The sequence below is a fragment of the Micromonospora sp. II genome (assembly GCF_001709195.1).
GTDB lineage: Bacteria > Actinomycetota > Actinomycetes > Mycobacteriales > Micromonosporaceae > Micromonospora > Micromonospora chalcea.
This window is the reverse complement of the sequence record NZ_LYXF01000015.1, coordinates 22,281-35,664: the sequence shown is the minus strand read 5'-3', so window position 1 is coordinate 35,664 and position 13,384 is coordinate 22,281. Positions and strand designations below refer to the sequence as shown.

At 72.1% G+C, this 13,384-nt stretch carries 12 protein-coding genes; 5 read left to right on the top strand and 7 right to left on the bottom strand.

Going from position 1 to position 13,384, the window contains the following annotated elements:
* Window positions 1–24: 24 nt before the first annotated feature.
* The 5 genes from A8711_RS08915 to A8711_RS08895 form a co-directional block, all read right to left on the bottom strand.
* Window positions 25–1,284 carry a sugar ABC transporter permease gene (locus tag A8711_RS08915; protein WP_043328321.1) on the bottom strand — a complete coding sequence of 420 codons (1,260 nt, stop codon included), beginning with the start codon at window positions 1,282–1,284 and terminating at the stop codon, window positions 25–27.
* Complete coding sequence (locus tag A8711_RS08910) at window positions 1,281–2,093, bottom strand: ATP-binding cassette domain-containing protein (protein WP_043328323.1); 813 nt, start codon at window positions 2,091–2,093, stop codon at window positions 1,281–1,283. Before A8711_RS08910 ends, A8711_RS08915 begins: the two co-directional genes overlap by 4 nt.
* 103 nt (window positions 2,094–2,196) lie before the next feature.
* Window positions 2,197–3,300 carry a sugar ABC transporter substrate-binding protein gene (locus A8711_RS08905; protein ID WP_043328325.1) on the bottom strand — a complete coding sequence of 368 codons (1,104 nt, stop codon included), beginning with the start codon at window positions 3,298–3,300 and terminating at the stop codon, window positions 2,197–2,199.
* A 204-nt stretch (window positions 3,301–3,504) separates the two neighbouring features.
* Window positions 3,505–3,984: a Cys-tRNA(Pro) deacylase gene (ybaK, locus tag A8711_RS08900; RefSeq protein ID WP_064446581.1), complete on the bottom strand. Its 480-nt coding sequence runs from the start codon at window positions 3,982–3,984 to the stop codon at window positions 3,505–3,507.
* Between the two features lie 54 nt (window positions 3,985–4,038).
* Window positions 4,039–5,271 carry a methyltransferase domain-containing protein gene (locus A8711_RS08895; RefSeq protein ID WP_069087938.1) on the bottom strand — a complete coding sequence of 411 codons (1,233 nt, stop codon included), beginning with the start codon at window positions 5,269–5,271 and terminating at the stop codon, window positions 4,039–4,041.
* A gap of 256 nt (window positions 5,272–5,527) precedes the next feature.
* Here A8711_RS08895 and groES point away from each other — a divergent pair, with 256 nt between their 5' ends.
* The 3 genes from groES (at window position 5,528) to A8711_RS08880 (ending at window position 9,398) form a co-directional block, all read left to right on the top strand.
* Window positions 5,528–5,842, top strand: a complete 315-nt coding sequence (gene groES, locus A8711_RS08890) for a co-chaperone GroES (RefSeq protein WP_018222648.1) — start codon at window positions 5,528–5,530, stop codon at window positions 5,840–5,842.
* 70 nt (window positions 5,843–5,912) lie between these two features.
* Window positions 5,913–7,556 (top strand): chaperonin GroEL, encoded by a 1,644-nt coding sequence (gene groL, locus A8711_RS08885; protein ID WP_064446579.1) that lies wholly within the window; start codon window positions 5,913–5,915, stop codon window positions 7,554–7,556.
* A gap of 60 nt (window positions 7,557–7,616) precedes the next feature.
* Complete coding sequence (locus tag A8711_RS08880; RefSeq protein WP_369830104.1) at window positions 7,617–9,398, top strand: molybdopterin-dependent oxidoreductase; 1,782 nt, start codon at window positions 7,617–7,619, stop codon at window positions 9,396–9,398.
* A 347-nt stretch (window positions 9,399–9,745) separates the two neighbouring features.
* Here A8711_RS08880 and A8711_RS08875 read toward each other — a convergent pair whose 3' ends face one another.
* Window positions 9,746–10,129, bottom strand: coding sequence for a WhiB family transcriptional regulator (locus tag A8711_RS08875; RefSeq protein ID WP_013288543.1), 384 nt, complete (start codon window positions 10,127–10,129; stop codon window positions 9,746–9,748).
* A 252-nt stretch (window positions 10,130–10,381) separates the two neighbouring features.
* Here A8711_RS08875 and A8711_RS08870 point away from each other — a divergent pair, with 252 nt between their 5' ends.
* Window positions 10,382–11,194 (top strand): response regulator transcription factor, encoded by an 813-nt coding sequence (locus A8711_RS08870; RefSeq protein WP_043328333.1) that lies wholly within the window; start codon window positions 10,382–10,384, stop codon window positions 11,192–11,194.
* A gap of 12 nt (window positions 11,195–11,206) precedes the next feature.
* On the opposite strand, the gene A8711_RS08865 is transcribed toward A8711_RS08870, so the two are convergent.
* The gene (locus A8711_RS08865) at window positions 11,207–11,611 is read right to left on the bottom strand and encodes a DUF5319 domain-containing protein (RefSeq protein WP_043328334.1); all 405 of its coding nucleotides are present in this window, start codon (window positions 11,609–11,611) and stop codon (window positions 11,207–11,209) included.
* A 197-nt stretch (window positions 11,612–11,808) separates the two neighbouring features.
* Here A8711_RS08865 and guaB point away from each other — a divergent pair, with 197 nt between their 5' ends.
* Window positions 11,809–13,371, top strand: coding sequence for an IMP dehydrogenase (gene guaB / locus A8711_RS08860; protein WP_064446576.1), 1,563 nt, complete (start codon window positions 11,809–11,811; stop codon window positions 13,369–13,371).
* The last annotated feature ends 13 nt before the right edge of the window (window positions 13,372–13,384 follow it).

Here is a 13,384-nt window from a genome sequence, read left to right as displayed (position 1 = left end):
GCCATGGTGTTTCCGTACCCCTGCTCAGCGGTTGCCGGTCGCGGCGGCCCGCCGACGCGAGAGCGCGTCGATGGTCGCCGCGGCGAGCAGCACCACGCCGGTGACCACGTACTTGACGCCCGAGCTGTATCCCATCAGTCCCATACCGTTGTCGATGACCGCGACCACCGCGCCTCCGAGCACGGCGTCGAGGACCCGGCCCTTGCCGCCGAAGAGGCTGGTGCCACCGATCACCGCCGCGCCGACGGCGTAGAGCAGTACGTTACTGCCCCCGGTGTTGGGGTCGACCGAGTTGCCCCTGCTGGCGGCCACGATGCCACCGATGGCGGCCATCGAGGAGCAGATGACGAAGACGGAGATACGGATCCGGTCGACGTTGATGCCGGCCCGGCGGGCCGCCTCGGCGTTGCCGCCGACCGCGTAGATGTGCCGCCCGTAGCTGGTGCGCTGGAGCACGAACGTCCAGACGATCAGCAGCACCGCGATGATCGGCACCACGATCGGCACGCCCTTGAGCGAGGTGATCAGCACGTTGCGGCTGCGCTCCAGGTTGAGCACGTAGACCGCCACGCCGAGGATCACGGCCAGGCCGGCGATCCGCGCGCCGACCACCGTGAGCGGGTCGGTGAGCAGGCCACGGGCGGCCCGGTTGCGGTACCGGAGCAACTGCACTGCCGCGTACCCGGCGACGGCCACCGCGGCGAGCGCCCAGCCCAGCGCCGGGGAGAGGTTGCGGTTGGCGATCGCGACGAGCACGTCGTCGCGGATCGCGATGTTGGCGCCCTCGTCCATCAGCGTCAGCACGACACCCTGGAAGGCGAGGAACCCGGCGAGCGTCACCACGAAGGACGGGATGCCGACCTTGGCGACCAGCAGGCCCAGCACGGTGCCGATCACCAGACCGGTGACGACGGCGGCGAGCACCGCCACATACCAGGGGTAGCCGAGCACGGTGACCACGTTGGCCAGGATCGCGGCGCAGACGCCGCTGGCGAAGCCGGCGGAGAGGTCGATCTCGCCGAGCAGCAGGACGAAGACCAGGCCCATGGCGATGAGCGTGACCGCCGCGCCCTGAGTGAACAGGTTCGCCAGGTTGCCGGCGGTGAAGAACGACGGGCGGGCGATCGAGAAGCCCACCGCCAGCGCCACGAGCATGACCACCGCGGGGAGCGCGCCGATGTCGCCGCCGCGTACCCGGCGCCAGTAGTTGTTCACGTGGCTGTTCAGGGTCGGTGTCGGCGCGACGCCGGCCGGGCCTTCCTTCTTCACGACGATGGCGGTCATCGGATGGCTCCTGGGGTGGTGTCGGCGGGCGCGGCGCCGTTGCCGCCCGGCTCGCCGGTGAGGCCGAGGCCGCCGGATCGGCCGGCGGTGATCAGCTCGACCACCTGCGAGTGGGTGATGTCGGTGGTCTTCACCTGGGCGACCATCTGGCCGAGGTAGAGCGCGGCGATCCGGTCGGAGACGGCGAAGACGTCGTTCATGTTGTGCGAGATGAGCACCACGGCCAGGCCGTTGTCGGCCAGCCGGCGCACCAGCTCCAGCACCTGGGCGGTCTGCGCGACGCCGAGCGCGGCGGTCGGCTCGTCCAGGATGACCAGCCGGCTGTTCCAGAGCACGGCCTTGGCGATGGCGACGGTCTGCCGCTGGCCGCCGGAGAGGCTGGCCACGTGCTGGCGCAGCGACTTCACGGTGCGCACGCTCAGGCCGGCGAGCGTCTCGGCGGCCATCTGCTCCATGGTCGGCTCGTCGAGCACGATGCCGCTGCGCTTCTCCCGGCCGAGGAACATGTTCTGCACGATGTCGAGGTTGTCGCAGAGCGCGAGATCCTGGTAGACGACCTCGATCCCGAGCGCGGCGGCGTCCCGGGGGCTGTTGATGGTCACCGGCCGGCCGTCGAAGAGGAACTCGCCGGCGTCGGTGGGGTGGATGCCGCTGATGCACTTGACCAGGGTCGACTTGCCGGCGCCGTTGTCACCGACGAGCGCGGTCACCTCGCCGGGGTGCGCGGCGAAGGCGACGTCGCGCAGCACCTGGACGGGACCGAAGCTCTTGTCGATCCCGCGTAGCTCCAGCAGGGGGGTTGCGGACACGGGGTTCTCCTTTGGGCGGAGGGAGGTCTCGGATCCCGTCCGGCGCGGGCGCCGCCCGGCACGGGAGAACCCGTGCCGGGCGGCGCCGCCTGAGGCGGGTGGGTCAGCTCACGCCGGCGTCGGTGCAGAGCTTCGCGAAGGCACCGGTGCAGAGTTCTTCCTTGGTGACGTAGCCGTCGGCCACGACGTCCTTGACGTTGTCCTTGAAGATGGCCTTGGGCTCCAGCAGCACGGCCGGCACGTCCCGGTTGCCCTCCGGGTCCTTGACCGTCTGGCCGGTGTCCTTCCGCTCACCCTTGGCGAGCGCGATGGCCAGCTCGGCGGCGGCGTCCGCCTCCTTCTTGACCGCCTTGTAGACGGTCATGCACTGGTCACCGGCGAGGATGTTCTGCAGGCCCTCCTTGGTGGCGTCCTGACCGGTCACCGGGACCTTGCCGTTGAGCTTGTTCTTCTTCAGCACCGAGATGGCCGCGTTGCCGAGACCGTCGTTGGCGGCGAGCACGCCGTCGATCTTGCCGCCGGCCTTGGTCATCTGCTGCTCGAAGATCGTGGCGGCCTGCGCGTTGTCCCAGGCCGGCACCGGGTCGTCGGCGACCTTGGTGTACTCCTTCGAGTCGAACTTCGGCTTGAGCACCGAGTCGTACCCGTTCTTGAACAGGGTGGCGTTGTTGTCGGTCGGCGAGCCGTTGAGGTACGCGATCGACGGGTTCTTGACGCCCTTGTCGGTCAGGCACTTGCTCAGGCCTTCGCCCTGGAGCTTGCCGACGGCCTCGTTGTCGAAGCTGACGTAGTACTGGGCGGAGCCGCCCAGGGTCAGCCGGTCGTAGTCGATGGTCGCGACGCCCTGCGACTTGGCCTTGTCGAGCACGGCCTTGCCGGTGCCGGAGTCCAGGTTGACGATCATCAGGACGTTGACGCCGCTGGTGATCATCTGGTCGGCGATGGTCTGGAACGCGGTCTTGTCGTTCTGCGCGTTCTGGATGTCGGAGTCGACGCCGGCCGCGTCGAACGCCGCCTTGAGGTACTTGCGGTCCGCGCCCTCCCAGCGGGCGGAGGACTTGCTGTCCGGCAGGATCACGCCGATCTTCGGCTTCTTGGCGTTGGAGCCGCCGGCCTCGTCGGAAGAACCGCCGTTGTCACCGCAGGCGGCCATGCTGCCGGTCGCGAGGAGACCGACGGCCGCGAAGGTGAGGAAGCCCTTGCGCATGTGCAGGGTCCTTTCGGAGGTGGGGGAGTGGTGATGTTTTGTTGTGTCCGGCAACGTATTCCCCGCCTCCCATGCGCCGCAAGACTGCCGAGGTCAGAAGTTTGTTGGCGGCGGTAACAATTCAGCAACGCGGTTGTCACCCGCGGGACACCGCCGGGAGAGCGTGCTCCGGGAACGCTCCCACACGTACCGTCACGAGCCCGCTCAGGCGGCGGCGATCGATGCCGTGGCCGCCCCGGTGAGCGCCACCAGATCCGTCGGCGTGAGCTGCACCTGCAATCCCCGGCGGCCCGCCGACACGTACACGGTCGGGTGCGCCAGCGCCGAGGAGTCGACGACTGTCGGTAGCCGCTTACGCTGGCCGAGCGGACTGATGCCGCCCCGCACGTACCCGGTCGCCCGCTCGGCCACCGCCCGGTCCGCCATCACCGCGCGCTTGCCGCCCATCGCGGCGGCCAGCGCCTTCAGGTCCAGCTCGCCGGTCACCGGCACCACCGCCACGGTCAGCCCGCCGTCGACCTCGGTGACCAGCGACTTGAACACCCGGTCCGGTGCCACCCCGAGCGCCGCGGCCACGAGCGCGCCGTAGTTCGGCGCGTCCGGCGAGACGTCGTACGGGTGGATGCTGTGGGCGATCTTCCGCTTGCTCAGCAACGCGATCGCCGGAGTGCCAGGGCCCGCCACGGGCTCAAGCTAACCCGCGCGCCGCGACACCGCGAGCTGGAAACGTGAGCCGGGTCAGCCGCCGACCGGAACCGGCCGGCACACGAGCACCGTGGGGTCGCCCGCCACCCGGGTCAGCACCAGGTCGGCCGCCGCCTCGCCGGACAGCCGCAGGTCACGGCGCAGCTTCTCCGGCTCCAGCGCCGACCCGCGCTTGCGGATCTCCACCCGGCCGACCCGGCGCTCCCGCAGCAGGGCGCGCAGCCGCTTCAGCGAGAACGGCAGCACGTCGGTGATCTCCAGACAGCGGGCGAACGGGGTGGGCCGGGCCACGTCGGCGTACAGGTAGGCGATCGACGGGTCGGCGAGCGTGGCGTCGAGGTCCGTGGCCAGCTCGGCGACCAGGTGCGCGCGCACCACCGCCGGGTCCGGGTCGTAGAGGAAGCGCCGGACCGGCCCCACCTCCGCTTCCTGCGCGCCCGTGCCGGTGAGGTGATAGGAAGGGACCCTTTTACTACCGGAGGCGTTAAGAAGGGGCCCTTCCTTCTCGCGCAGCAGGGTGGCGCGGCGCGGGCCGCCGGCCAGCTCGCCGCACCAGAGCGCGGCCTCGACCAGGTCGCCGTCCACGCTCACCCACTCCGCCTCGGCGCCCGCCGGGATCAGCGCGTGGTCCAGCCCCGGCGCGACCTTCACCACTGTGCGCGGCACCCGCGCGGCGAGACCGGTGACGAAGTCCCACGGCGGGGAGTAGGAGTTCGGGTCGAAGACGCGCCGCCCGGTGCCGGCCCGCCGCCGCGCCGGATCGCAGAACGCGCCTTCGACGCGGCTCACGTCGAACTCCGTGGCGTCGCCGCACTCGACTGTCACCAGATCGGCGAGCCCGGCCGCCTCGGCGTTCGCGGCGGCCATCGCGGCGGTCAGCGGGTCGGCCTCCACCGCGTACACCCGGATGCCGGCGCGGGCAGCGGCGAGCGCGTCGGCGCCCAGGCCGCAACCCAGGTCGGCCAGCGTGGTCACGCCCGCGGCGCGCAGCCGTGCGGCCCGGCGGCCGGCGACCACCCCGCGGGTGGCCTGCTCCAGCCCGGGCCGGGTGAGGAACATCCCGGCCGCCGCCGCGCCGAACTTGCCTGCTGCCCGGCGGCGCAGCTCGGCCTGGGTCAGCGCGGCGGCGGCGAGGTCGCCCGGAATCCCGGCCGAGCGCAGCGCGGCCGCCGCCGCCAGCGGGTCGCCGCCGGCCACCCGCCCGGCCGCGGCGAGCGCCGCCGACCCCTCGGGGGTACGCAGCACGGCGAGCAGGTCGAGATCCACGCGCCCATTCTCCCGGGCCGGTTCCGGCGCGACACGGAGGGCGACGCGCGTTGGCACTCTCCTTGACGGAGTGCTAGCCGAGGAATAACCTGCGATTAGCACTCTCACCCTGAGGGTGCCAACGCCCGAGCCTCGTGCCCGGGGGTTGAGCGCCAGGCGGACCGGCACCCGCGACGACGGCCCCGCCCGGTGGCATGTGGCAGATTGACGCTGGTCGGCACGCCGGCCGGCAACGACACCAAGTACCCGGGAGGGTATGCCCGTGACTACCGCGACCAAGGTTGCGATCAAGCCGCTCGAGGACCGCATCGTGGTCCAGGCGAACGAGGCCGAGACCACCACCGCCTCGGGCATCGTGATCCCCGACACCGCCAAGGAGAAGCCGCAGGAGGGCACCGTCCTCGCTGTCGGCCCGGGCCGGATCGACGACAAGGGCAACCGCGTGCCGATCGACGTGAAGGTCGGCGACACCGTCCTCTACTCGAAGTACGGCGGCACCGAGGTCAAGTACGCCGGCGAGGAGTACCTGGTGCTCTCCGCCCGCGACGTCCTCGCGGTCATCGAGAAGTAAGCAACCGATCAGTGTCGTTGCCCCGGTCCGGCTCGCCGGGCCGGGGCAACGTCGCTTCGAAGGGATACTGATGGCGAAGATCCTCAGCTTCTCGGACGACGCCCGGCACCTGCTCGAGCACGGTGTCAACGCCCTCGCGGACGCGGTCAAGGTCACCCTCGGCCCGCGCGGGCGCAACGTCGTCCTGGACAAGAAGTTCGGTGCGCCCACGATCACCAACGACGGCGTGACCATCGCCAAGGAGATCGAGCTCACCAACCCGTACGAGAACCTCGGCGCGCAGCTGGTCAAGGAGGTGGCGACAAAGACCAACGACGTCGCCGGCGACGGGACCACCACCGCCACCGTGCTGGCCCAGGCCATGGTCCGCGAGGGCCTGCGCAACGTGGCCGCCGGCGCCAACCCGACCGGCCTGAAGCGGGGCATCGACGCGGCGGCCGCCAAGGTCTCCGAGGCGCTGCTCGGCAAGGCCGTCGAGGTCGCCGGCAAGGAGTCGATCGCGCACGTCGCGACCGTCTCCGCGCAGGACGCCGCGATCGGCGAGCTGATCGCCGAGGCGATGGAGAAGGTCGGCCGCGACGGCGTCATCACCGTCGAGGAGGGCTCCGCGCTCGTCACCGAGCTGGAGGTGACCGAGGGTCTGCAGTTCGACAAGGGCTTCATCTCGCCGAACTTCGTCACCGACCTGGAGGCGCAGGAGGCGGTCCTGGAGGACCCGTACATCCTGATCACCACCCAGAAGATCTCGGCGATCGAGGAGCTGCTGCCGCTGCTGGAGAAGGTTCTCCAGAACAACAAGCCGCTGCTCATCGTCGCCGAGGACGTCGAGGGCCAGGCCCTGTCGACGCTCGTGGTCAACGCGCTGCGCAAGACCGTCAAGGTCTGCGCGGTCAAGGCCCCCGGCTTCGGCGACCGCCGCAAGGCGATGCTCCAGGACATGGCGATCCTGACCGGCGCCGAGCTGGTCGCCCCGGAGCTGGGCTACAAGCTCGACCAGGTCGGCCTGGAGGTGCTCGGCACCGCCCGCCGCGTCGTGGTCGACAAGGAGAACACCACTGTCGTCGACGGTGGCGGGCAGGCCTCCGAGGTCGCCGACCGGGTCGCCCAGATCCGCAAGGAGATCGAGGCCTCCGACTCGGAGTGGGACCGGGAGAAGCTGGCCGAGCGGCTGGCGAAGCTCTCCGGCGGCATCGCCGTGATCAAGGTCGGCGCGGCCACCGAGGTCGAGATGAAGGAGCGCAAGCACCGCATCGAGGACGCCATCGCCGCGACCAAGGCCGCGGTCGAGGAGGGCACGGTCCCGGGTGGCGGCGCCGCCCTGGCCCAGATCCTGCCGGCGCTCGACGACGACCTGGGCTTCACCGGTGACGAGAAGGTCGGCGTCTCGATCGTGCGCAAGTCGCTCGTCGAGCCGCTGCGCTGGATCGCCCAGAACGCCGGCCACGACGGCTACGTGGTGGTGCAGAAGGTCGTCGGCAAGGACTGGGGCCACGGCCTCGACGCCGCCACCGGCGAGTACGTCGACCTGGCCAAGTCCGGCATCATCGACCCGGTGAAGGTGACCCGCAACGCGGTCAGCAACGCCGCCTCGATCGCCGGCCTGCTGCTCACCACCGAGAGCCTCGTGGTGGAGAAGCCGGCCGAGCCGGAGCCGGCCGCCGGTGGCCACGGCCACTCGCACGGGCACGGCCACCAGCACGGCCCGGGCTTCTGACCCGAGGAGTACGCCCGACGTCAGGGCACACCGCCGACCCGGTGGTGTGCCCTGACGCATATGTCCTTACGGATCGCTGACGAGATTGGCAGCCGGGCCCGCGGGGCGACCAGACTGGAGCCCGTGAGCACCCTCTCCCCCCGCCGGGCGGCGTCGGCCGGTGTCGTCGCCGCCGTGGTGGCGCTCGGCGCCGCCGAACCCGTGGCGGTCCTGACCGGCCCCCGGTCCGCTCCACTCGTCGCCGTCGGCGGACTCGTCGTCGACCTGGTGCCCGAGTCGCTCAAGCAGCTCGCCATCGACGTCTTCGGCACGTACGACAAGATCGCGCTGCTGATGGGGACGGCGCTGCTGCTGGCCGTCTTCGGCGCGCTGCTGGGCCTGGCAGCGGCCCGGCGGCTGGTGATCGGCCTGGCCGGCATCGCCGCGTTCGCCGCGCTCGGTGTCGCCGCCGCGCTGACCCGGGCCGGCGCGGACGCCTTCGACGCGCTGCCCTCCCTGGTCGGCGGCGGACTGGGCGCGCTGACGCTGTGGGCGTTCGTGGCCGGCCCGCTGAGCGCCGACCCGGCGCACCGGAAGCGACCGGGGCGTGACCGGTCCGACGCCGTGCGACGCGACCAGGCCGGGACCGGCCCGGCGGAGCGCGACGGGGCCGCTTCGGCGGACAGCGAGCCGCCGTCCGCGTCGCCCCCGCCATCCGCCCCGCCTCCGGCGGTCGCCGCGCTGGCCCGGGAGGGGGAGACGCCGGGCGGCTGGGAGCCGGCCCGGCCCGACGACGCGGAGTCGCGACGACGGTTCCTGCGTGGCGCCGGGCTGCTCACCGGCGCGGCTGCGGTGGCCGGGCTGGGCGGGCACTGGCTGGCCGGCCGGCGTGGCGTGTCGACGGCCCGGGACGCGGTGACGCTGCCCGCCCCGGCCGCGCCCGCCCCACCGCTGCCGGCCGGAGCCGACCTGTCGCTGTCCCGGCTCGCGCCGTACGTCACGCCGAACCGGGAGTTCTACCGGATCGACACCGCGCTGGTGGTGCCGCAGGTGGACCCGGTCACCTGGCGGCTGCGCATCCACGGGCGGGTCCGCAACCCGATCGAGCTGAGCTTCGACGACCTGCTCGCCCGCCCGATGGTCGAGCGCTACGTGACGCTCGCCTGCGTCTCCAACGAGGTGGGCGGCGACCTGATCGGCAACGCGCGCTGGCTCGGCGTACCGATCAGGGAACTGCTGGACGAGGCGGACCCGGAGGACGGCGCAGACCAGGTGGTCGGGCGCGCCGTCGACGGCTGGACCTGCGGCACGCCCACCTCGGTGCTGCGCGACGGGCGGGACGCGCTGCTCGCGGTCGGCATGAACGGCGAGCCGCTGCCGATCCAGCACGGCTTCCCGGCGCGGATGGTGGTGCCGGGCCTCTACGGGTACGTCTCCGCGTGCAAGTGGATCACCGAGCTGGAGCTGACCAGCTTCGCCGACTTCGACGCGTACTGGGTGCCGCGCGGCTGGTCAGCGCAGGGCCCGGTCAAGACGCAGTCCCGGATCGACACGCCCCGGCCCCGCAGCCGTCCCGCCGCCGGTCCGGTGACCGTCGCCGGTGTGGCGTGGGCGCAGCACAGGGGCGTGCGGCGCGTCGAGGTACGCGTGGACGGCGGCCCCTGGCAGGAGGCGACGCTGGCCCCGGCAGTGTCGGCGGACACGTGGGTGCAGTGGTCGTGGCGGTGGGACGCCACACCGGGCGAGCACACGCTCCAGGTCCGGGCGACCGACAGCACCGGCGAGACCCAGACGGAACAGCGCGCCCCGGTCGCCCCGGACGGCGCGACGGGATGGCACACGGTAAGGGTCACAGTCACCTGACCCGCACCGTCGCGAGGACCGCTCTCGGTGGGGAGATGGCCTGCCCGTGCCACTGGCGGGTGCCTGCCGATCGGGTGCGCGCCGCTTGGCTCCGGCCTGAGTCCAGACTCCCGAGCGCTCACGAGAGAGATCTTGGTATGAAACGGCCCCTATAAGGGCCGTTTCATACCAAGATCTATGTGGTGTCCTAGCCTCTGGAACGCCGATCCTGGTATTCGAAACGGTAGGCGAGTCGCCCAGCGGCGGCCTTCGCCGCGCCGGGGTGCGGGGGCCAGCGGATGCCCCGGGCCACGACACGACGCCGCGCCCCGGGATCCGGGGCGCGGCGTCGGGGGTCGTGAAGCCGGTCAGGCGACCTTGCGCTGGTCCGGCACGGCGGTGTTGTGCGGGCGGCCGAGGCGCGCCTCCAGCCGGGCGATGTCCACCTTGGTCTGGCGGCGGTCGGCCAGGTCCTCCCAGCCGAGCGCGAGCAGCCGCAGCCGCTCGGACTCGCTGAACCCGCCCCAGACGCCGTACGGCTCGCGTACGGAGAGCGCGTGGGCGGCGCACTCGGCGCGTACCGGGCAGGCGCGGCAGACGGACTTGGCGCCCATCTCGCGGCGCAGCCGGGAGGAGCCGCGCTCGCCGTCCGGGTGGAAGAACTGCGCGCTGTCGCGGCCACGGCAGGCCCCGAGCCGCTGCCAGTCCCAGAGCTCGTCGATCGGTCCAGGCAGCCTACGTACGTTCGACATCAGCACCCCTCCTCCCGCGCGGCACCGCGGAGAATGTTCGTGGCCAGCTACCGGGCGGCGGTCCGCGCGGGATGCCGGTTCCGGATGAACCCCTCGGTACCCGAGCGGTCCGCGCCTCACACATCTGTGATCGAAAACCTCGGACAGTCGGTGGCATATGCCCCATCTGTCGGAAAAGTTCGGATGATTGCCCGGAACCCCCTCCCGAGCCCACCTCCGCATGGTCTGCTCTGAGTCGGAGAGGAGACCACTGTGCGTAGTGTTCTTGTGTGCGTTCGGACACCATTGGCGGCCCAGCATCTGACCTCCGCGGCGGCGCGGCTCGGGCTGTCCGGCGTCGTCCGGACGGCCGTCTCCGATCCGGAGGTGATGTTGCGGCTCGCGGAGCGCCCGGTGGACGTGGTGCTCGCCGACACCGCGCTGACCCGGCCGGACAGCGCCGGTTTCGTGCGCCGGGTGCTGGCCCGCGCGCCGCAGGCGGCGGTGCTGCTGCTCGGGGCCGAGGAGTCGGAGTCGGCGGCGGCCACCATCAGCGCCGGAGCGCGCGGCCTGATCCAGAACGCCGACCACGATCTGACCAGCGCGGTCGCCAAGGCGCTGCTGCTGCTGTCCGCTCCCGGGCGGAGCAACAGGCACCGGGTGGCGGACACCGCCCGGGACGCGGCCGCGGTCGGCGGTCCGGCCCGGTCGGCGGGGCGTACCCCGGGTGGGCCCGGCTGGCCGGCGGCGGCGCCGGTGGACGCGGCCGGCCTGCCCACAGTGGTGCCGGTGCAGCGGGGTGAGGACGCGGAGGATCCGGCGGCGGCCGACGCGGCGGAGGCGGCCCGCCCGGGCGCCGGTCAGCGGCCGGCCCGGACGCCGCGCGGTGCCATCGGGCTGACCGAGCGGGAGCTTCAGGTGCTGCTCGGCATGGCCGAGGGCAAGAGCAACGCGGAGATCGGGCGGGAGTTGTTCGTCTCCGAGGACACGGTCAAGACGCACGCCCGACGGCTGTTCCGCAAGCTCGGGGCGCGGGACCGGGCACACGCCGTGGCGGCCGGATTCCGGGCCGGCCTGGTCGCCTGACCCGGGCCGGAGTCACTCCGACGCGGAATCGTCGGTGCCCTCGGTGAGCGTGTCGTGCACGCCGTCGGCGTAGCCACGGGCGTAGTCCCAGCTCACGTAATGGTCCGGGTCCGGGTCGTAGGCCGGTTCGTGCACCCGGGGGCGCCCCGAGTTGAGCAGGTGGCGCAGGTTTCCGCGCAGCAGGTCCCAGTCGAAGTAGTGCGGCTCGCGGCAGTCCTCGCACTCGATCACCAGGCCGCGCACCCCGATCGGCTGGAGCAGCGCCTGGTAGATCTCCAGATCGGCGAGGTCCTCCAGCACGTCCTGGCGTTCGACGTCGGTCAGCGGGTCGAGCGCGTCGTCGTCGCCGGGATCGTGCAGACCGGCAGCCGGATCGGCGGGGTCGCCGTTGAACGGGTCGATGGGCTCGTCGTGCACCCCCTCACCGTAGTCCCCGGGCCGCCGGAAAGCCCGCCCCAGGCCGCGCTGTGGCCCGGCCTACCCCCGGGCCCGCCGCTGCCCGGACGGGAACGGGCCAGTGGGTACGATGAGGCGACGCGCCGTCACCAGGCGCCTGCCGGTGCCCCCGCGCGCCGCCTCGCTGCAGCCCGATCGACCAGCTCAGGGGAGCAATCGTGGAGAATTCGCCCAGCACCGAGATCCCGGCCGGCACCGACGGCGGGGAGCTGGGTGGCCATCTGCCCGAGCTGCCGGCCGGTTCGGCCCGGGTGGTACCGCTCGGGTTGACCTTCGACGACGTGCTCCTGCAGCCGGGCGAGTCGGACGTCGTACCCAGCCGGGTGAACACCCGTACCCGCCTGACCCGCAACATCGAGCTGACCGTGCCGCTGCTGTCCAGCGCGATGGACACGGTCACCGAGGGGCGGATGGCGATCGCCATGGCCCGCCAGGGCGGCATCGGCGTGCTGCACCGCAACCTGTCGGTGGAGGACCAGGCGCTCCAGGTCGACCTGGTGAAGCGCTCCGAGTCCGGCATGATCACCAACCCGGTGACCGCCAGCCCGGACGACACGCTGCGCGAGGTCGACGCGCTCTGCGGTCGCTACCGCATCTCCGGCGTGCCGGTGATCGACGGGCAGGGCCAGCTGGTCGGCATCGTCACCAACCGCGACATGCGCTTCGTCTCCGACCCGGCCACGCCGGTCCGCGAGATCATGACGCGTACCCCGCTGATCACCGCCCCGGTCGGCGTGAGCAAGGACGACGCGCTCGGCCTGCTGCGCCAGCACAAGATCGAGAAGCTGCCGATCGTGGACGCGGGCGGCAAGCTGCGCGGCCTGATCACGGTGAAGGACTTCACCAAGAGCGAGCAGTACCCGAACGCGACCAAGGACGACGCGGGCCGGCTCCGGGTCGCCGCCGCGGTGGGCGTGGGCGAGGACGGCTACAAGCGGGCCCGTGCCCTCGTCGACGCCGGCGTGGACGTGGTCATCGTGGACACCGCGCACGGGCACCAGCGGGCCGTGCTGGAGATGGTGGCCCGGCTCAAGCGGGACGTCAGCATCGACATCGTGGGCGGCAACATCGCCACGTACGCGGGCGCGAAGGCGCTCGTCGAGGCCGGCGCGGACGGCGTGAAGGTGGGCGTCGGCCCGGGCGCCATCTGCACCACCCGGATCGTGGCCGGGGTCGGCGTACCGCAGATCACCGCGATCATGGAGGCGGCCCGTGCCGCCCGCCCGGCCGGCGTGCCGGTGATCGGTGACGGCGGCATCCAATACTCCGGCGACATCGCCAAGGCGCTCGTCGCGGGCGCCGACACGGTGATGCTCGGCAGCCTGCTGGCCGGCTGCGAGGAGAGCCCCGGCGAGCTGATCTTCATCAACGGCAAGCAGTACAAGGCGTACCGGGGAATGGGCTCGCTCGGCGCGATGCAGTCGCGTGGCCAGGGCAAGTCCTACTCCAAGGACCGTTACTTCCAGCAGGACGTGCTCGCCGAGGACAAGCTGGTCCCGGAGGGCGTCGAGGGCCAGGTGCCCTACCGGGGTCCGCTGTCCGCCGTCGCCCACCAGCTCATCGGCGGCCTCCGCGCCGCCATGGGGTACGTGGGCGCGGAGAGCATCCCGGAGCTGCACCGGCGTGGCCAGCTCATCCGGATCACCGCGGCCGGGCTCAAGGAGAGCCACCCGCACGACATCCAGATGACGGTCGAGGCGCCCAACTACCACTCCCGCTGACCCACCACCCCCA

What these genes read in the sequence shown, in the direction of transcription:
- A8711_RS08915 (WP_043328321.1), bottom strand. Translation starts at nt 1,284, where the DNA reads ATGACCGCCATCGTCGTGAAGAAGGAAGGCCCGGCCGGCGTCGCGCCG.
- A8711_RS08905 (WP_043328325.1), bottom strand. Translation starts at nt 3,300, where the DNA reads ATGCGCAAGGGCTTCCTCACCTTCGCGGCCGTCGGTCTCCTCGCGACC.
- groES (WP_018222648.1), top strand. Translation starts at nt 5,528, where the DNA reads ATGCCCGTGACTACCGCGACCAAGGTTGCGATCAAGCCGCTCGAGGAC.
- groL (WP_064446579.1), top strand. Translation starts at nt 5,913, where the DNA reads ATGGCGAAGATCCTCAGCTTCTCGGACGACGCCCGGCACCTGCTCGAG.
- A8711_RS08880 (WP_369830104.1), top strand. Translation starts at nt 7,617, where the DNA reads ATGTCCTTACGGATCGCTGACGAGATTGGCAGCCGGGCCCGCGGGGCG.
- A8711_RS08875 (WP_013288543.1), bottom strand. Translation starts at nt 10,129, where the DNA reads ATGTCGAACGTACGTAGGCTGCCTGGACCGATCGACGAGCTCTGGGAC.